This window comes from Dictyoglomus sp. (assembly GCA_025060475.1).
In the GTDB taxonomy this organism is placed as follows: Bacteria; Dictyoglomota; Dictyoglomia; order Dictyoglomales; family Dictyoglomaceae; genus NZ13-RE01.
On the sequence record JANXBZ010000003.1, the window covers coordinates 1 to 17,268 of the forward strand.

Annotated in this window: 33 protein-coding genes and 1 pseudogene; all 34 read left to right on the plus strand. The window is 33.3% G+C overall.

Annotation, left to right across the window (positions count from 1 at the left end):
• The coding region (gene tuf / locus NZ841_01870) for an elongation factor Tu (GenBank protein ID MCS7201514.1) at positions 1-159 on the plus strand (159 nt) is incomplete at its 5' end.
• Positions 160-175: 16 nt separating this feature from the next.
• The gene (gene rpsJ / locus NZ841_01875) at positions 176-496 is read left to right on the plus strand and encodes a 30S ribosomal protein S10 (protein ID MCS7201515.1); all 321 of its coding nucleotides are present in this window, start codon (positions 176-178) and stop codon (positions 494-496) included.
• A 16-nt stretch (positions 497-512) separates the two neighbouring features.
• Positions 513-1,172, plus strand: a complete 660-nt coding sequence (gene rplC / locus NZ841_01880; GenBank protein ID MCS7201516.1) for a 50S ribosomal protein L3 — start codon at positions 513-515, stop codon at positions 1,170-1,172.
• Positions 1,169-1,798 carry a 50S ribosomal protein L4 gene (gene rplD, locus NZ841_01885; GenBank protein MCS7201517.1) on the plus strand — a complete coding sequence of 210 codons (630 nt, stop codon included), beginning with the start codon at positions 1,169-1,171 and terminating at the stop codon, positions 1,796-1,798. The genes rplC and rplD overlap by 4 nt, the downstream gene beginning before the upstream one ends.
• Positions 1,795-2,082, plus strand: coding sequence for a 50S ribosomal protein L23 (rplW, locus tag NZ841_01890; GenBank protein MCS7201518.1), 288 nt, complete (start codon positions 1,795-1,797; stop codon positions 2,080-2,082). Before rplD ends, rplW begins: the two co-directional genes overlap by 4 nt.
• A gap of 11 nt (positions 2,083-2,093) precedes the next feature.
• On the plus strand, positions 2,094-2,939 hold the full coding sequence (gene rplB, locus NZ841_01895) for a 50S ribosomal protein L2 (protein MCS7201519.1): 846 nt from the start codon (positions 2,094-2,096) through the stop codon (positions 2,937-2,939).
• 12 nt (positions 2,940-2,951) lie between these two features.
• Positions 2,952-3,236, plus strand: a complete 285-nt coding sequence (rpsS, locus tag NZ841_01900) for a 30S ribosomal protein S19 (protein MCS7201520.1) — start codon at positions 2,952-2,954, stop codon at positions 3,234-3,236.
• Positions 3,237-3,251: 15 nt separating this feature from the next.
• Positions 3,252-3,596, plus strand: coding sequence for a 50S ribosomal protein L22 (gene rplV, locus NZ841_01905; GenBank protein ID MCS7201521.1), 345 nt, complete (start codon positions 3,252-3,254; stop codon positions 3,594-3,596).
• 1 nt (position 3,597) lies between these two features.
• Positions 3,598-4,326 (plus strand): 30S ribosomal protein S3, encoded by a 729-nt coding sequence (gene rpsC, locus NZ841_01910; protein MCS7201522.1) that lies wholly within the window; start codon positions 3,598-3,600, stop codon positions 4,324-4,326.
• Positions 4,313-4,732 (plus strand): 50S ribosomal protein L16, encoded by a 420-nt coding sequence (gene rplP, locus NZ841_01915; protein MCS7201523.1) that lies wholly within the window; start codon positions 4,313-4,315, stop codon positions 4,730-4,732. The genes rpsC and rplP overlap by 14 nt, the downstream gene beginning before the upstream one ends.
• A gap of 2 nt (positions 4,733-4,734) precedes the next feature.
• Positions 4,735-4,932, plus strand: coding sequence for a 50S ribosomal protein L29 (rpmC, locus tag NZ841_01920; GenBank protein MCS7201524.1), 198 nt, complete (start codon positions 4,735-4,737; stop codon positions 4,930-4,932).
• 18 nt (positions 4,933-4,950) lie between these two features.
• Positions 4,951-5,205 (plus strand): annotated as a pseudogene (rpsQ, locus tag NZ841_01925) (30S ribosomal protein S17).
• Positions 5,206-5,245: 40 nt separating this feature from the next.
• The gene (gene rplN, locus NZ841_01930; GenBank protein ID MCS7201525.1) at positions 5,246-5,608 is read left to right on the plus strand and encodes a 50S ribosomal protein L14; all 363 of its coding nucleotides are present in this window, start codon (positions 5,246-5,248) and stop codon (positions 5,606-5,608) included.
• A gap of 13 nt (positions 5,609-5,621) precedes the next feature.
• Positions 5,622-5,942: a 50S ribosomal protein L24 gene (gene rplX, locus NZ841_01935; GenBank protein ID MCS7201526.1), complete on the plus strand. Its 321-nt coding sequence runs from the start codon at positions 5,622-5,624 to the stop codon at positions 5,940-5,942.
• Positions 5,943-5,958: 16 nt separating this feature from the next.
• A complete protein-coding gene (gene rplE, locus NZ841_01940; GenBank protein ID MCS7201527.1) occupies positions 5,959-6,498 on the plus strand; it encodes a 50S ribosomal protein L5 in 540 nt (179 codons plus the stop codon).
• A gap of 24 nt (positions 6,499-6,522) precedes the next feature.
• Positions 6,523-6,708 (plus strand): type Z 30S ribosomal protein S14, encoded by a 186-nt coding sequence (locus NZ841_01945; protein MCS7201528.1) that lies wholly within the window; start codon positions 6,523-6,525, stop codon positions 6,706-6,708.
• Positions 6,709-6,720: 12 nt separating this feature from the next.
• On the plus strand, positions 6,721-7,116 hold the full coding sequence (rpsH, locus tag NZ841_01950) for a 30S ribosomal protein S8 (protein MCS7201529.1): 396 nt from the start codon (positions 6,721-6,723) through the stop codon (positions 7,114-7,116).
• Positions 7,117-7,131: 15 nt separating this feature from the next.
• Positions 7,132-7,674 (plus strand): 50S ribosomal protein L6, encoded by a 543-nt coding sequence (gene rplF, locus NZ841_01955; protein ID MCS7201530.1) that lies wholly within the window; start codon positions 7,132-7,134, stop codon positions 7,672-7,674.
• A 14-nt stretch (positions 7,675-7,688) separates the two neighbouring features.
• Complete coding sequence (gene rplR / locus NZ841_01960) at positions 7,689-8,057, plus strand: 50S ribosomal protein L18 (protein MCS7201531.1); 369 nt, start codon at positions 7,689-7,691, stop codon at positions 8,055-8,057.
• 20 nt (positions 8,058-8,077) lie between these two features.
• Positions 8,078-8,608 carry a 30S ribosomal protein S5 gene (rpsE, locus tag NZ841_01965; GenBank protein MCS7201532.1) on the plus strand — a complete coding sequence of 177 codons (531 nt, stop codon included), beginning with the start codon at positions 8,078-8,080 and terminating at the stop codon, positions 8,606-8,608.
• Positions 8,605-9,051 carry a 50S ribosomal protein L15 gene (gene rplO, locus NZ841_01970; protein MCS7201533.1) on the plus strand — a complete coding sequence of 149 codons (447 nt, stop codon included), beginning with the start codon at positions 8,605-8,607 and terminating at the stop codon, positions 9,049-9,051. The genes rpsE and rplO overlap by 4 nt, the downstream gene beginning before the upstream one ends.
• Complete coding sequence (secY, locus tag NZ841_01975) at positions 9,051-10,310, plus strand: preprotein translocase subunit SecY (GenBank protein ID MCS7201534.1); 1,260 nt, start codon at positions 9,051-9,053, stop codon at positions 10,308-10,310. Before rplO ends, secY begins: the two co-directional genes overlap by 1 nt.
• Positions 10,307-10,951: an adenylate kinase gene (locus tag NZ841_01980; protein ID MCS7201535.1), complete on the plus strand. Its 645-nt coding sequence runs from the start codon at positions 10,307-10,309 to the stop codon at positions 10,949-10,951. The genes secY and NZ841_01980 overlap by 4 nt, the downstream gene beginning before the upstream one ends.
• A complete protein-coding gene (map, locus tag NZ841_01985; GenBank protein MCS7201536.1) occupies positions 10,941-11,690 on the plus strand; it encodes a type I methionyl aminopeptidase in 750 nt (249 codons plus the stop codon). Before NZ841_01980 ends, map begins: the two co-directional genes overlap by 11 nt.
• Before the next feature lie 8 nt (positions 11,691-11,698).
• Positions 11,699-11,947 carry a translation initiation factor IF-1 gene (gene infA, locus NZ841_01990; GenBank protein MCS7201537.1) on the plus strand — a complete coding sequence of 83 codons (249 nt, stop codon included), beginning with the start codon at positions 11,699-11,701 and terminating at the stop codon, positions 11,945-11,947.
• Positions 11,937-12,050, plus strand: a complete 114-nt coding sequence (rpmJ, locus tag NZ841_01995) for a 50S ribosomal protein L36 (GenBank protein MCS7201538.1) — start codon at positions 11,937-11,939, stop codon at positions 12,048-12,050. The genes infA and rpmJ overlap by 11 nt, the downstream gene beginning before the upstream one ends.
• Positions 12,051-12,065: 15 nt before the next feature.
• Positions 12,066-12,440: a 30S ribosomal protein S13 gene (rpsM, locus tag NZ841_02000; protein ID MCS7201539.1), complete on the plus strand. Its 375-nt coding sequence runs from the start codon at positions 12,066-12,068 to the stop codon at positions 12,438-12,440.
• 30 nt (positions 12,441-12,470) lie between these two features.
• Positions 12,471-12,863 carry a 30S ribosomal protein S11 gene (gene rpsK / locus NZ841_02005; GenBank protein MCS7201540.1) on the plus strand — a complete coding sequence of 131 codons (393 nt, stop codon included), beginning with the start codon at positions 12,471-12,473 and terminating at the stop codon, positions 12,861-12,863.
• Positions 12,864-12,880: 17 nt separating this feature from the next.
• Positions 12,881-13,501, plus strand: a complete 621-nt coding sequence (gene rpsD / locus NZ841_02010) for a 30S ribosomal protein S4 (GenBank protein MCS7201541.1) — start codon at positions 12,881-12,883, stop codon at positions 13,499-13,501.
• Positions 13,482-14,471: a DNA-directed RNA polymerase subunit alpha gene (locus tag NZ841_02015; GenBank protein ID MCS7201542.1), complete on the plus strand. Its 990-nt coding sequence runs from the start codon at positions 13,482-13,484 to the stop codon at positions 14,469-14,471. The genes rpsD and NZ841_02015 overlap by 20 nt, the downstream gene beginning before the upstream one ends.
• A complete protein-coding gene (gene rplQ / locus NZ841_02020; GenBank protein MCS7201543.1) occupies positions 14,458-14,808 on the plus strand; it encodes a 50S ribosomal protein L17 in 351 nt (116 codons plus the stop codon). Before NZ841_02015 ends, rplQ begins: the two co-directional genes overlap by 14 nt.
• The gene (locus NZ841_02025) at positions 14,809-15,627 is read left to right on the plus strand and encodes an energy-coupling factor transporter ATPase (protein MCS7201544.1); all 819 of its coding nucleotides are present in this window, start codon (positions 14,809-14,811) and stop codon (positions 15,625-15,627) included.
• Positions 15,618-16,478, plus strand: a complete 861-nt coding sequence (locus NZ841_02030; GenBank protein MCS7201545.1) for an energy-coupling factor transporter ATPase — start codon at positions 15,618-15,620, stop codon at positions 16,476-16,478. Before NZ841_02025 ends, NZ841_02030 begins: the two co-directional genes overlap by 10 nt.
• Entirely contained in the window at positions 16,466-17,266 is an 801-nt protein-coding gene (locus NZ841_02035; GenBank protein ID MCS7201546.1) for an energy-coupling factor transporter transmembrane protein EcfT, read from the plus strand. The genes NZ841_02030 and NZ841_02035 overlap by 13 nt, the downstream gene beginning before the upstream one ends.
• Positions 17,267-17,268 lie beyond the last annotated feature (2 nt).

The window sequence follows — 17,268 nt, forward strand, 5'->3', positions numbered from 1 at the left end:
AGGTTGCCCGAGGGGGTACAGATGGTGATGCCAGGGGACAATTTAGAGATGGAGATAAAATTAATAAAGCCTATAGCCCTAGAAGAGGGGTTAAGATTTGCCATAAGAGAAGGTGGCAAGACTGTTGGAGCCGGAGTCGTAACTAAAATTATTGAGTAGGGAGGAATGAGAATTTATGAGTAGCTATTTAGAAAAACAAAGAATAAGAATCCGGCTCAAGGCTTTTGATCATAGAATTCTAGATCAATCCGCTAAAAAGATTATTGATACTGTGAGAGGGACAGGAGCAAAAATTTCTGGTCCTATCCCTCTTCCTACAAAAGTAAGTAGATATTGGGTATTGCGTTCTCCTCATGTTAATAAAAACTCCGGAGAGCACTTTGAAATTCGAGTTCATAAGAGACTTATTGATATCATAGAACCTACTGCAAAAACTGTGGAAGCTCTTATGAATTTAGAGCTTCCTGCAGGAGTTGAAGTAGAAATTAAAACTTAGAGAAGAGGGGATTGAGATGTCTGCACCAACTACGAAAGGAATTTTAGGAAGAAAAATTGGTATGACTCAAATTTTTAGAGAAAATGGTGAGGTGGTTCCTGTCACAGTTGTTAAGGGGGGACCATGCCTAATATTGTCTTTAAAGCTTGAAGAAAGAGATGGATATAATGCTATTCAATTAGGATATGAACAGTGTAAAGAAACAAAGTTAAATAAGCCCCAAAGAGGATTTTTTAAAAAACTTGGCTTTCCAACTTTCAAAATTGTTAAAGAGATAAGAGTTATAAATCCTCACGAATATAAACCTGGACAAGAACTTACTGTAGATATTTTTAAAGAAGGAGAATTAGTTGATGTAACAGGGAAAACAAAAGGAAGAGGATTTACGAGTCATATAAAACGCTGGAATTTTAGTAGAGGAAGAATGTCTCACGGTTCTAAGTGTCATAGAAGAAGAGCATCAATTGGTGCTGGTGGAGTTCAGCATGTAATGAAAGGTCAAAAAATGGCTGGAAGATATGGCAATGAATTAGTCACTATTCAAAATTTAGAAATTGTAAAGGTTGACAAAGAAAAAAATCTATTGCTTATTAAAGGTGCAATTCCAGGACCGCCAGGTAATTTACTGGTAATTAGAAAAGCTATTAAATCTCTTAGGAAGGGGATAGAACAATGATTCAAGTTCCTGTTTATAATCAGAATGGAGAAAAAGTTTCTGAGATAGAACTTAAGGAAGAATTATTTGGGGTTAAGACAAGACCAGATTTGTTTCATATGTGTGTTGTTATGTATCTAGCAAATGGAAGACAAGGAACTCATTCAACAAAAAGAAGATCTGAGGTTAATAGAAGTGGAAGAAAAGTCTGGCCTCAAAAAGGTACAGGTCACGCTCGTCAAGGTGATAGAAAGGCTACCCATTGGGTAGGTGGAGGAAGACCTTTTGGACCAAAACCGAGAGATTATTCTTATAAGATGCCTAAGAAAATGAGAAGATTAGCTATTAGGTCTGCTTTATCTACAAAACTAAAGGAAAATAATCTTATAATTTTAGATAAAATAGAACTTTCTCAACCAAAGACAAAAGAGTTTGTAAAAATCCTAGACAATTTTGGATTAAGTAATTCTTCTGTTCTAGTAAGTCTTCCTAAGAAAAATGAACTTATAAAGAGAGCAACTTCGAATATTAAAAATGTTAAAACAATGGTTGCGTCTTGTCTAAATGTCTATGATTTATTAAAATATGATTATTTAATTCTAACTATAGATGCGATACCTGTTTTAGAGGAGGCATTTTTAAAATGAAAGATCCATATACTGTAATTCTAAGTCCTATAATTTCAGAAAAAAGTACTGAATTATCAAAGTATGGAAAGTATATTTTTGAAATAGCGAGAGATGCCAATAAAATTGATGTTAGAAGAGCAGTAGAAGAAATTTTTAAGGTTAAAGTTAAGAAAGTGGCAATTATAAATGAAAAGCCTAAGTTAAGAAGATTAGGAATGTCTCAAGGTTATACTTCAAAAAGGAAGAAGGCAATTGTAACTTTGCAACCAGGTTATAAAATCGAACTGATTAGTGGAGTATAGGAGGTATTATTATGCCACTTAAGAAATTAAGACCTATAACGCCAGGAACAAGACATGCTCTTCTTCCAGATTTTTCTGAAATAACAAAAGAGGAACCAGAAAAATCTTTGGTGGTTCCTCTAAAAAAGTCTGGAGGGAGAAATAACTTTGGTCATATAACTGTAAGATTTAGAGGGGGAGGACATAAAAGGCTTTATAGAATAATTGATTTCAAAAGGGATAAAGATAACATTCCAGCAAAAGTGATAAGTATTGAATATGATCCTAATAGATCTGCGAGAATTGCTTTATTAAGTTACTCGGATGGAGAAAAAAGGTATATAATAGCTCCGGAGGGTTTAAAAGTTGGAGATACAGTAATTTCGGGTGAAAATGTGGATATAAAAGTTGGAAATAATCTTCCTCTAAAAAATATTCCTGATGGTACTTTAATACATAATTTAGAACTTTATCCCGGAAGAGGTGGGCAATTGGTAAGAGCTGCTGGAACCTCTGCTCAAATTCTTGGAAAAGAAGGTAAATGGGCTTATATTCGTCTTCCTTCTGGAGAAATAAGACTTTTTGATTTAAGATGTAGAGCAACTATTGGTCAAGTAGGAAATATCGATCATAAAAATGTCGTTTTAGGAAAAGCAGGAAGAAATAGGTGGTTAGGAAGAAGGCCACACGTTAGGGGTTCTGCTATGAACCCTGTAGATCATCCTCATGGTGGAGGTGAGGGCAAAGCACCTATTGGACATCCAGGTCCTCTTACTCCCTGGGGTAAACCTACGTTGGGATATAAAACTCGTAAGAAAAGAAAGCCATCTGATCGATTTATTGTTCAAAGAGCTAACGAAAAGAAAGAGATAAAATAGAGGTGAAAATTTATGGGAAGATCATTAAAAAAGGGGCCTTATGTAGACCCAAAACTTTTGGAAAAAATTAGAAAGCTTAATGAAAAAGGGGAAAAGAGGATAATTAAAACGTGGTCAAGAAGATCTATTATAGTACCAGAGATGGTAGGACATACTATTGCAGTTTACAATGGTAGGAAACATATTCCTATTTACATTACAGAAAATATGATAGGACATAGATTAGGAGAATTTGCACCTACTCGTACTTTTACAGGGCATAGAATTCCTACTGCTCGAATCACAGCTATTAAATAGGGAGGTAGTCTACAAATGTTTGAGGTTAAAGCAGAAAGTAAATATGTAAGAATATCTCCATATAAAGCAAGAAGAGTATTAGATTTAGTAAGAGGAAAAATGGTAAATGAGGCTGAGGCAATTTTAGAAGCCTTGCCTCATAAAGCTGCATATTTTATATTGAAATGCTTAAGATCTGCAAAAGCTAATGCGGAACATAATTTTGGTCTTAGAGGAGAGAGATTATATATTTCTCGAGCATGGATAAATGAAGCTCCAAGATGGAAAAGAATTAATCCAAGAGCACGAGGACGTGCTGATATAATTCAAAAAAGGAATAGTCACATTGTTATATATGTCCAAGAAAAAGAGGAGGGATAAAGTGGGACAAAAAACTCATCCTTATGGTTTTAGATTAGGAATTATAAAAGATTGGAAAAGTCATTGGTTTGCGGGAAAACAGGATTATATTATCTTATTACATGAGGATTGGGCAATTAGGAATTATATAAAGACTAATTATTCCCAGGCAGGTGTTTCCTTGATAGAAATAGAAAGAAAAGTAGCTAATAGAGTAGATATTACTATCCATACTGCAAGACCAGGAATGCTTATAGGTCGAGGAGGTATGGAGATAGAAAATATTCGAAAGAACCTAATAAAGTTAACAGGGAAGAATGTTTTTATATCTGTAAAGGAAATAAAAAATCCAGAACTTGATGCACAATTAGTTGCAGAAAACATTGCTTCTCAAATTGAGAGAAGAGTGAACTACAAAAGAGCAATGAAACAGGCAATAAATAGAGCTTTAAGAGCAGGAGCAAAGGGAATAAAAGTAATGTGCTCTGGAAGACTAAATGGAGCTGAAATTGCAAGATCAGAGTGGTTTAGGGAAGGAAGAATTCCCCTTCAGACATTAAGAGCAGATATTGATTACGGTTTTGCTGAGGCAAAAACTATTTCAGGAGTTATAGGAGTAAAGGTTTGGATTTATCATGGAGATAAACCAGAATTAGGAAAGGAATCTGTTGAAGAAATACCTTCTACTACTTCGATTTTACTTGAAGAAGATTTTGAAAGAGATGAGGTGGATTACGATGTTGATGCCTAAAAGAGTTAAATATAGAAAACAACATCGTGGTAGATTAAAAGGTAAAGCAAGTCGTGGGAATAGAGTTGTATTTGGTGATTACGGGATTCAAGCTTTAGCTCCTGCTTGGATAACTAGTGCTCAAATAGAGGCAGTCCGTAGAACTCTTACTCGTTACGCAGGAAAAAATGGAAGAGTATGGATCAGAATATTTCCAGATAAATCTGTTACTGCAAGACCTGCTGAAAGTAGAATGGGTGGAGGAAAAGGAGATGTAAAAGATTGGGTAGCTGTTGTAAAACCAGGTACTATTCTTTTTGAAATAGGTGGAATACCAGAGGAGGAAGCAAAAGAAGCAGTAAAAATAGCGGGAACTAAACTTCCCATTAAAACTCGTTTCGTATCTCGAGAATTAGGTGGTGAATAATTATGGTAAAAGCAAGAGAACTAAGAGAAAAAACAAACGATGAATTAAAAGAGGAATTAAAAAAACTTAGACATGAACTTTTTAATTTGAGATTTCAGCTTAAGACAGGTGGTCTTACAAATCCTCATAGAATAAAATTAGTTAGAAAAGATATTGCAAGGATATTAACAGTATTAAGAGAACGAGAACTTAAATCTTGAAAATAAGGAGAGGAAACTATGTCGGGTAAAAGAAAAGAAATGATTGGTAGAGTAGTGAGTGCTAAAATGCAGAAAACTATTGTGGTTCTTGTAGAGAATACCTTTTCGCATCCTTTATACAAAAAGACAGTTAAGAAGCTAAAGAAATATAAAGTTCACGATGAAAAACAAGAGGCAAAAGAGGGAGATCTTGTTCTGATTCAAGAGACTAGACCTTTAAGTAAGGAGAAGAGATGGCGATTAGTAAAAATATTAAGAAAAGGAGAAGCTCTCCCTACTATAACTGAAGAGGTAATGGAGGAAGGTGGTATAAATGATTCGACCTCAGACTAGGTTGGTTGTAGCAGATAATAGTGGAGCAAAAGAAATAATGTGTTTTAGAGTGTTAGGAAAAAAAAGTATTGCGGAAGTAGGAGATATAATCGTTGCAAGTGTTAAAGATGCTGTTCCTCGAGCAAGTATCAAAAAGGGTGATGTAGTCTATGCAGTTGTTATTCGAACAAGAAAGGAAATAAGAAGAAAGGATGGTTCTTACGTGAGATTTGATGATAATGCTGCAGTGATTATAGATAAGCAAGGAAATCCAAGAGGGACAAGAGTTTTTGGACCAGTAGCAAGAGAATTAAGAGATAAAAATTTCACAAAAATAATTTCCTTAGCTGCTGAGGTTATATAAGGAGGAAGATTTTATGTTTGGAATAAAAAAAGGAGATTTAGTTTTAGTAATATCAGGTAAAGATAAAGGAAAAAGAGGAAAAGTCATAAGTATCCTTCCACGGGAAGATAAAATAGTTGTGGAGGGAATAAATATTGTAAAAAAACATATGAGACCTACCCCTAAAAATAGGCAAGGAGGTATTGTAGAAAAACCTGCACCAATTTATAGGTGCAAAGTTATGTTGATTTGTCCTCGTTGTAACCATCCAGCAAGAATTAAATATTCCTTTTTAGAAACAGGACAAAAGGTAAGAGTTTGTAAAAAATGCAATGAAATTATTGATCGTGTGTAACTAGGGAGGAAGAGATATGGAAATTCTAAAGCAAAAATATAAAAAGGAAATTATTCCAGAAATGATGAAGAAATTTGGATATAAAAATCCGATGGCTGTTCCTCGCTTAGAAAAAATTGTGATAAATATGGGAGTTAGCGATGCTGTACAAAATCCTTCTGCAATTGAATCTGCAGCAAGAGATTTAGCTGTAATTACTGGACAAAAACCTTTAGTAAGAAGAGCACGAAAATCGATCTCTAATTTTCATTTAAGAAAAGGTATGCCCATTGGATTAAAAGTAACTTTAAGAGGAGATAGAATGTATGCCTTTTTATATAAGTTAATAAATATTGCTCTTCCAAGAGTAAGAGACTTTCAAGGTGTTTCTCCAAATTCCTTTGATGGTAGAGGTAATTATAGTCTTGGAATTAAGGAACAGTTAATTTTTCCAGAGGTTGAATATGATAAAATAGACAAAATAAGAGGAATGGATATTACTATAGTTACTACTGCAAAAACCGATGAAGAAGCAAAAGAGCTCTTATCTCTTTTTGGTATGCCTTTTAAAAAATAGAAATTAGAAGAGAGGGAGGAAATTGTGGCCAAGAAATCACAAATTGTTAAATGGTTAAAACCCAAAAAATTTAAAGTTCGAGAATATAATAGATGTAAAATCTGTGGAAGACCACGGGGATACATAAGAAGATTTGGTCTTTGTAGACTTTGTTTTAGAGAATTAGCCCTTAAAGGAGAAATTCCAGGAGTAAGAAAGGCAAGTTGGTAGGAGGTTTTTACTATGACGCTTACAGATCCTATTGCGGATATGCTAGTTAGAATTAATAATGCGAATCAAAGAAGAAAATCCATAGTTGATATTCCTTTTTCAAAACTAAAACTTAGTATAACGGAGCTTCTATTAAAGGAAGGATATATTGATAAATATGAAGTATTTGGCGAAGAACCTAAAAAGTTTATTCGTATTTATTTGAAATATGTTAATAAAATACCAGTGATTCAAGGAGTAAAAAGAGTTAGTAAGCCTGGAAGAAGATATTATGTAAGTAAAGATGAAATACCTAGGGTACTTGGAGGATTAGGAATTGCTATAATATCTACCTCAAAGGGATTAATGACTGATAAAGAAGCAAGGACTTTAGGTATTGGTGGGGAAGTTCTTTGTATGATTTGGTAAAGGAGGAATTAGGATATGTCAAGAATAGGTAGAAAACCAATAATGATACCAGAGAAAGTAGAAGTTGAATTCATAGGAGAAAATAGTTTAAGAGTAAAGGGCCCTTTAGGAATTTTAGAAAAAAGTTTTCATCCTCTAATATCAATAAAAGCACAAGATCATCAAATAATAGTAGAAAGATCTGATGATGAGAAATTTTCTAAAGCCCTTCATGGTTTAACAAGAGCTCTTATTAATAACATGATTGTTGGAGTTACTCAGGGTTTTGAGAAGAAATTAGAACTACAAGGGACTGGATATAGAGCAAGACTTCAAGGAAATAAGTTAGTCATGGATTTAGGATTCTCTCATCCTGTGGAATTAGAGATACCTGAGGGTTTAAGTGTAAATGTAGAAGATAATACTAAGATAACAATTAAAGGAATAGATAAAGAGAAAGTAGGCCAATTTGCTGCTTATATTCGAAGTATTAAACCTGCAGAGCCTTATAAAGGAAAAGGAATTAGATATCTTGGTGAAAAAATACGTCAAAAGGCTGGTAAGGCAGGGAAAAAATAGGAGGTAGTGTATAAATGATAGAAAAAGAATCAAGAAAAGAAAAAAGAAAGATAAGACATTTAAGAATAAGAAAGAAAATATTTGGAACTCCTGAAAGGCCTCGTTTAGCTGTGTTTAAAAGTTTAAGATATATTTATGCTCAGATTATTGATGATACTAAAGGACATACATTGGTTTCTGCTTCGTCTCTAGAAAAGGAATTAAAGTCACAGTTAAAATCTACAGATAATATAGAGGCAGCAAAATTAGTAGGAAAAGTTATTGCTAAAAGAGCTTTAGAAAAGGGAATAAAGAAAGTAGTTTTTGATAGAGGTGGATTTTTATATCATGGAAGAATAAAAGCTCTTGCTGATAGTGCAAGAGCTGAAGGATTGGAATTTTAAAAAATAAGGAGGGAAAATAATTGAGCAAAGAATTAGAACCTATTTTTAAAGAAAGAGTTGTAGAGATTAGAAGAGTAGCTAAAGTTGTTAAAGGAGGAAAGAATTTGAGGTTTAGAGCTTTAGTTGTTGTTGGAGATGAGCAAGGAACTGTTGGTGTAGGAATTGCAAAAGCAGCGGAAGTTCCTGATGCTATTAGAAAAGCAATAAGAAAAGCTAAAAAGAATGCCATAAAAGTTTCCATAAGCAAAGGAACAATTCCTCACGAAGTTATTGGAAAATTAGGAGCCTCAAAAATTCTTTTAAAGCCTGCTGCTCCTGGTACTGGAGTTATCGCAGGAGGTGCTGCAAGGGCTGTTTTGGAATTGGCAGGAATTAAAAACATTCTAGCAAAGTCTTTAGGTTCAACTACTGCTATTAACTTAGCCCAAGCAACTTTAAACGCATTGAAAGCTTTAAGAGATCTTCCTGAGGTGGCAAAAATGAGAGGAAAGAAAATAAGAGAAATTGTAAAAGTTTCTCAGAAATCCTCAAATGGGGAGGGAGAAAATTGAAACTTTCTGAATTAAAACCAAAATTAGGAGCAAGAAAGGAACCAAAAAGAGTAGGTTGTGGGTATGCTGCTTCTGGGAAGTATGCGGGGAGAGGCATGAGTGGACAAAATTCAAGAACAGGAGATGGGACGCGACCAGGATTTGAAGGAGGGCAAACTCCTCTTACTCGAAGACTTCCCAAACTTGGTGGAATACCAAATGCTCCTTATAGAAAATATACCATAGTTAATCTAAAAGTTTTGGAAGAGAATTTTAATCCTAATGATGTAGTAGATCCTGAGATATTACTAAAAAAGAGAATAATTAAAAAAGTAAATTTTGGAGTAAAGATCTTAGGAGATGGTGAAATTTCTAAACCCTTAATTGTAAGAGCTCATTCTTTTAGCTCCTCAGCTCAAGAAAAAATTGAAAGGGCAGGCGGAAAAGTAGAGGTGATTAAATAGTGTTTGATACTTTAATAAGAGCTTTTAAACTTCCTGATTTGAGAAAGAAAATACTATTTACATTGTTTATTTTTGCTGTATATAGATTTGGTGCTCATATACCAGTGCCAGGAGTAGATAGGGTTGCTTTGAGTAATTTATTTAAATCTCAAGGACTTCTTGGTTTTTTAGACTTATTTACAGGTGGAGCTCTTGCAAGATTTTCTATCTTTGCAATGGGTATTACTCCTTATATTAATGCTTCAATTATGATGGAGCTTCTTACTGTAGTATTTCCTTCTTTAGGAGCACTAAAAAAGGAGGAAGATGGAAGAAGAAAACTTACTCGTTATGCAAGAAACTTAACGGTTCTTCTTGCAGCTATAGAGGCTTTTGGATTGACTATTTTTATGCATAATTATAAAGTAATTCCTCAGCTAACTCCTATATATGTTCTTACTACTGTAATTACATTAACTGCGGGAACCACTTTTATAATGTGGTTAGGGGAACAAATTTCTCAATATGGCATAGGTAATGGTGTTTCTCTACTAATATTAGCATCTATTTTGGCACGTTTTCCTACTGATGTTGCAAGGACATTTTTGTTATTGCAAAGAGGTGAAATTGGGATTTTAAATGTAATAGTATTTTTTATATTGTTAATCGCAATAATTGTTGGAGTAGTGTGGGAAGAAAGTGCAGAAAGAAGGATTCCTGTTCAATACTCGCGAAGAGTGGTTGGAAGAAGGGTATATGGAGGACAATCTACTTATTTACCTCTAAAATTAAATCAAGCAGGAGTTATTCCAATTATATTTGCAATTACTATTCTTATGATCCCTCCTACAATAGGACAGTTTGCTAATATTCCATGGTTAAAAAATATACTTAATATTTTTTCTCCTAACTCCTTTCTATATCCCATATTTTATTTTCTTCTTGTTTTAGGTTTTACTTACTTTTATGCTTCTATTGTTTTTGACCCCAGTGAACTATCAGAAAACTTCAAAAAGTACGGGGGATTTATTCCCGGCGTAAGACCTGGTAAGCCTACGGAAGAATATCTGGCAAATACTTTAAATAGGTTAAACTTTTTTGGAGGGGTATTTTTAGGTTTGATTGCTTTAATACCTACCTTTATAGAGAGACTTACTGGAGTTACAGAGTTCCAATTAGGTGGAACAAGTATTCTTATTATGGTAGGTGTAATTTTAGATACAATTAAAACTTTAGAGGCTCAGATGATAATGAAAAGTTATGAGGGGTTTTTGAAATGAGAGTATTAATATTTTTTGGACCTCCAGGTGCGGGTAAGGGAACTCATGCGAAGGAAATAAGTGGGATTTTAAATGTTCCTCATATTTCTACAGGAGATATTTTTAGAGAAGCAGTAAAAAACGAAACATTTTTAGGAAAAAAGGTAAAGGAATATTTAGATGCAGGTAAATTAGTGCCTGACGATTTAGTTTGGGAAGTAGTTAAAGAAAGAATATCAAAGAAAGATTGTTCCTCTGGATTTATCTTGGATGGATATCCCCGGACAATTGTACAGGCAGAATACTTAAAGAAGTTTTTAGTTAATGCGGATATAAAGGTTATATATCTTAAAGTATCTGACGAGATTGTAATAAAGAGGTTAACATCTCGTAGAGTATGTAGGAATTGTGGTGCTATTTATAACTTAATATCTATGCCTCCTAAAGAAAATAATAAATGTGATTTATGTGGCGGAGAACTCTATCAAAGAAGCGATGATACAGAAGAGGTTATTAGAAAAAGGCTTGATACCTACTATAAAGAGAGTCAAGCATTATTGGAATATTATAAAAATGAAGGTATATTATATGAGGTAAATGGAGAAGAAAATAAAGAGATAGTAACTAGAGAAATATTAAAGGTGGCTGGTAATGGGGCTTAAAATTAGAGAGGAAATTGATAATATGAGAAAAGGAGGAAAAATTTTAGCTAGGATCTTTAAAGAATTAGAAAAATACATCCATGAAGGGGTATCAACTTACGAATTATCTCGTAAAGTGGAAAACTTAATTTATAAATATGGAGCAAAACCTGCATTTAAAGGATATAGAGGATACCCAGAAGTAATCTGTGTTTCTATTAATGAGGAGATAGTCCATGGGATACCAAGAAAAAATAAAATATTGAAAAATGGTGATATTGTAAGTATAGATATTGGATTAGAATATAATGGTTTTTACGTTGATTCAGCAAGAACCTATCCCATAGGAGAGGTTTCTCCTTTGGTTTTAAGACTTATAGAAGTTACGGAGTCTGCTTTATGGAAGGGTATAGAAAAGGCAAGAGTAGGTAACCATTTATCGGATATATCTTGGGCTATACAACAACATGTAGAAAAAAGTGGTTTTAGTATCATAAGGGATTTTACAGGACATGGTATAGGAAAGAATCTTCATGAACCGCCAAGTATACCTAATTTTGGGCCACCAGGACAAGGTCCAATTTTAGAGGAAGGATTAGCATTAGCAATAGAACCTATGGTATCTATGGGAGATTACAGAGTAAAGATATTAGATGATGGATGGACTGCTATTACTCTTGATGGAAGTCTCTCTGCTCATTTTGAACATACTGTGATAATAACTAAAAACGGTCCTGAAGTTTTAACTCAAGAGGAATAAGGGGATGTATGACTAAGAAAGAAGTAATTGAGATTACAGGAACCGTTAAAGAAGCTTTACCAAATGCAACTTTCAAGGTAGAGCTTGATAATGGATTTGAAATATTAGCTTATGTATCTGGTAAAATGAGAATGAATTTTATAAGAGTTATGCCTGGGGATAGAGTTAAAGTAGAACTATCTCCTTACGATTTAACTAAAGGAAGAATTATATATAGATTTTCATCAAGTAATAAGGAGGTTAAAGATGAAAGTTAGAGCTTCTGTTAAGAAAATATGTGAAAAATGCAAAATTATAAGAAGAAAGGGTAGAGTGATGGTAATTTGTGAAAATCCAAGACATAAGCAAAAGCAAGGTTAAGGAGGTGTCTAATAAATGGCTCGTATTGCAGGAGTAGATTTACCAAAAGATAAAAAAATTGATGTTGCCTTGACATATATTTATGGGATTGGGCGTACAACAAGTAAAAAAATTTTGGAGGTTACAAAAGTTGATCCAAATAAAAGGGTAAAAGATTTAACTGAGGAAGAAATAAGTAGATTACGTGAAGAAATTGAAAATAAATATAAAGTTGAAGGAGATTTAAGGCAAGAAGTAGCTTCTAATATTAGAAGGTTAATAGAAATTGGATGTTATAGAGGAATTAGACATAAACTTGGCTTACCAGTAAGAGGTCAGAGGACTCGTTGTAATGCCAGAACTAGAAAGGGTCCTCGTAAAACTGTAGGTGCAAAACGTAAGGAGAAATAAAAACTTAAATTTCAGGAGGTTGAATAATTAATGGCAAAGAAGAAAAGAGTTAGAGGGCCAAAAAGAGAAAAGAAAGTTATTCCTGAAGGAGTTGCTCATATAAGTGCTACATTTAATAATACAATTGTGACAATAACCGATCCTGCAGGAAATGTTGTTGCATGGGGTAGTGGTGGCACAGCTGGATTTAAAGGAACAAAAAAGGGAACGCCTTTTGCAGCACAACTCGCAGCTGAGATGGCAGCAAAAAAAGCTATGGAATATGGAATGAAAAGAGTAGATGTATTAGTAAAAGGACCTGGTCCAGGAAGAGAAACTGCAATAAGATCTCTACAGGCTGCAGGTTTAGAAATTAATTTAATTAAGGATGTTACTCCTATACCTCACAATGGATGTAGACCACCAAGAAGACGTAGAGTGTAAGAGGGAGGAAAGAAAATATGGCAAGATATACCGGTCCTGATTGTCGTTTATGCAGAAGAGAAGGAATTAAATTATTTCTTAAGGGGACAAAATGCTTTAGTAATAAGTGTCCCTTTGAGAGGAGAAAATCTGCTCCTGGTCAACATGGTAGAGCCCAAAGAAAACTTACAGAATATGGATTGAGATTGCGAGAAAAACAAAAACTAAAGAGAATCTATGGAGTATTGGAGAGACAATTTAGAAGATACTTTGAAGAAGCATCTAAAGGAAAAGGAGTTACAGGTGAGAGACTTCTCCAAATTTTAGAAACTCGTTTAGACAATGTAGTTTATCGTCTTGGATGGGCTTTGAGTAGAGCTCAAGCAAGACAATTAGTTTTACACAGAAAAATTCTTGTAAATGGAAGAAAAGTGAATATACCATCATATAATGTTAAAGTGGGAGATATAATTGAAGTTGCAGAAAAAGATCTTATTCCTGTCCAAGAAGCTCTTGAGACTTTTTCTAATAAACATGTTCCTTCCTGGTTAGAAGTAGATAATGAGAATCTAAAAGGTAGAATTCTGAGATTGCCTACAAGAGAAGAAATAGATGTTCCTGTACAAGAGCAATTAGTTGTTGAGTTCTACTCTCGTTAAGGAGGTAGATAAATTGATTGAAGAAACAAGGAAAGTTTTTATTGAGGAATTAAATGAAACTTATGGAAGATTTATAATAGAACCTTTAGAGAGAGGCTTTGGATGGACTATTGGTAACTCTCTTAGAAGAATATTACTATCTTCTATTGAAGGGGCAGCAGTTACAGCAGTGAAAATAGAAGGAATAAGGCATGAGTTAGATGTTTATAAAGGAATGAAAGAAGATATTTTAGAAGTTTTATTGAATCTTAAAAAAATAGTGGTAAAGATTGAAGATAACGAAACACATATTCTTCAACTAAATGTTGTAGGTCCAAAAGTGGTTAAAGCAGAAGATTTTAAAGCTCCCTCTAATGTAAAAATAATAAATCCTGATTTAGTGATTGCTACTTTAGTAGAAGAGGTTCCTCTATATATGGAAGTAGAAGTAAGAAAAGGAAAAGGCTATGTATCTGCAGAGGAGAATAAAGTTCCAGGACAGCCCATTGGTGTTATAAATTTAGACTCTATCTTTTCACCTGTAAAAAAAGTAAGTTATGAGGTAGAAAAAACAAGGGTTGGAAGAAGAACAGATTTAGATCGTCTAGTAATAAATATTTGGACCAATGGAGCTCTTTCTCCAGATGTTGCTTTAAAAGAAGCAGCTAAAATTTTAATGGATCATGCAAAATTTATTTTAGAGCAGGACTTTTCCTTCTCAGAGATAAAGAAAGAGGAATCACCTTTTATTAAAGAAGAAGAAAAGAAGATTTTGACATTGGAAGATTTAGGCTTGTCTACTCGTGCTTACAATGCATTAAGAATGGCAGGAATTCATACTATAGATGAACTACTCTCTAAAACAGAACAAGAGTTAATTAATATAAAAAACTTTGGACAAAAATCTCTTCAAGAACTCAAAGAAAAATTAAAGGAAAAAGGTTATTCGTTATCTAGTACGAAAGGAGAGGAATCTGATGAGACATCGTAAAGCATATAGAAAATTAAGTAAACCCACGCCTCAAAGAAAGGCATTATTGAAGGCTTTATTACTTTCCTTTTTTAAACATGGAAAAATTATAACTACTTATCCAAGAGCAAAAGAACTTACTCCTTTAGCGGAAAAAATTATTACTTTAGCCAAAAAAGACACTATACACAATCGTAGACTGGTTTATAGTTGGATTCAAGATAGAGAAATTGTTAGAAAGATATTTACTGAAATCGCACCTAAGTATCAACAAAGGAATGGGGGATATACAAGAGTATTGAAAGCAAGTATACGTAGAGGTGATGCAGCTCAAGAAGCAGTAGTTGAATTAGTGTAAATGATAGAACTTAGAAAAGTAACCTTTGTTTATAGAGATGAAATTATAAAGGAGAAGGTAGCAATTAAGAATTTTAACTTGGAAATACCTTCTCCTTCTTTTTTAGCTATAGTAGGAGCAAATGGTTCTGGTAAATCTACCTTAGCACGTCTTATAAATGGACTCTTAATTCCTACATATGGAGATGTAATTGTAGATGGCATAAATACAAAAGATGAAGCTAGAATTTGGGAAATAAGACAAAAAGTTGGTTTAGTTTTTCAAAATCCAGATAACCAAATTATAGGTATGACTGTAGAAGAGGATGTAGCTTTTGGTTGTGAAAATCTAGGATTATCTCCTAAAGAGATTGAGGAAAGGATAGAATTTGCTCTTTCTTCTGTAGGTATGAAAGAATATAGGAATTATCCTCCTCATTTATTATCTGGTGGACAAAAACAACGAGTTGCTATAGCTAGTGTCTTAGCAATGCTTCCTAAATATATCATTTTGGATGAACCTACAACTATGCTAGATCTTAAAGGGAGAAGAGAAATATTGAATATTATAAAAAACCTTTATGAAAAAGAAAAAATTTCTATAATATTAATTACCCACAACATGGAAGAGGTTATTTTAGCAGAAAAGGTTATAATATTAGATAATGGAGAAATGAAATTTATAGGAACCCCAAAAGAGGTTTTTACTTTATATTCTGAAATTATCAAATGGGGTTTAGATTTACCTTTAGTTACTAAATTATCAAAGATTCTTAAAGATAAAGGAGCAGATATTTATTATCCTATCTTGACTATTGAGGAGCTTAAAGAATGTCTTTGATTTTTTTAGATAACGTAAGTTTCTATTATTTAAAAAATACTCCTTTAGAAAGATTAGCCTTAAAAGAAATTTCTCTCTCTATTAATGAGGGAGAAAGAATAGGAATTATTGGTGAAACGGGCTCAGGAAAATCTACATTAATACAATTATTTAATGGACTCTTACAACCTACAGAAGGAAAGGTATATTTAAAAGGAAAAGATATAAGAGAATGGTCTATGAAAGAGATATGTAGAATTATAGGCTTAGTTTTTCAATATCCTGAGCATCAACTATTTGGAGAAACTGTTTTTGAAGAAGTTGCTTTTGGTCCAAGAAATATAGGTTTTAAAGAGGAAGAAATAGAAGATACTGTTAAGAAAGCTTTGGATGTTGTTGGTTTAAACTATGAAATAATTAAAGAGAGATCTCCCTTTTCTTTATCTGGTGGAGAAAAAAGGAGATTAGCCATTGCAAGTATTTTAGCTATGGATCCTGAAGTTCTAGTTTTAGATGAACCTACCGCAAACTTAGATCCGCGAGGAAAGAGAGAATTAATGCAATATTTAAACAGGTGGACGAGGAAAAATAAAACTTTGATTATAGTTTCTCATGATTTAGACGAGATTATTCCCTTAATAAAAAGAGTAATAATATTACATAAAGGAAAAATTATTTTAGATGGATCCATTGATTTTCTCTTTAGAGAGAAACAAAAGTTAATTGAAATCGGTTTAGATCTTCCTCAAATTCTTCAGATTATAAAAATTCTAGAGGAAAAAGGCTATCCTGTTGAAGGATATATGACATTAAATGAGATCGTGGAAATAATTCTTGCGTATAAGGGGTACTTGGCATCATGGAAGCATTGAAGACCTTTCCATTAGGTCAATATATACCAGGAAACTCTTTTTTACATTCCTTAGATCCCCGAGCTAAATTGATATCGTCCTTTTGGTTAATAATACTTCTTTTTCTTTTAAAGCTAAATATTTCTTACTTAATATTCTTTTTTTTCTTAGTCTCAGAAGTTTTAATCTCTAAAATTCCTTTAAAATATTTTATTCGAAGCTTAAAGCCCTTGTATTTTTTAATAGCGTTTACTTTTACTCTACATCTCTTTTTTGGAGAAGAAGGAGGAAAAGTTTTTTTTAGATATGGAATTTTCCACATAACTGAGAAAGGAATTCAAATGGCTGTGTTCATGTCTACAAGACTTATTTTTTTAGTTATAATTACTTCTCTTTTGACTCTAACTACTTCTATCTTAGAATTAGCGCATGGTTTAGAAGATATTTTAAAACCTCTTAATTATGTCAGATTTCCTGTACATGAATTTTCAATGATGATGACTATTGCTTTAAGATTTGTACCAACTCTTTTAGAGGAAACAGATAAAATAATAAAGGCTCAGAAATCTCGAGGTGCAGAATTTGGAAAAGGAAGTCTTATTGAACAGGCCAGAAAACTGCTACCTATTATTATTCCTCTTTTTCTTAGCGCTTTTAGAAGGGCTGGAGAATTGGCAGAAGCGATGGAAGCACGGGGATATAGAGGGGGAAAGGGTAGAACTCGTTATAAAAAATTAACTTGGGAAATGAAAGAAAATCTTTATATTTCTTTTATAATTATTTTTTCAGTATTTCTATTAAGTCTGTGATG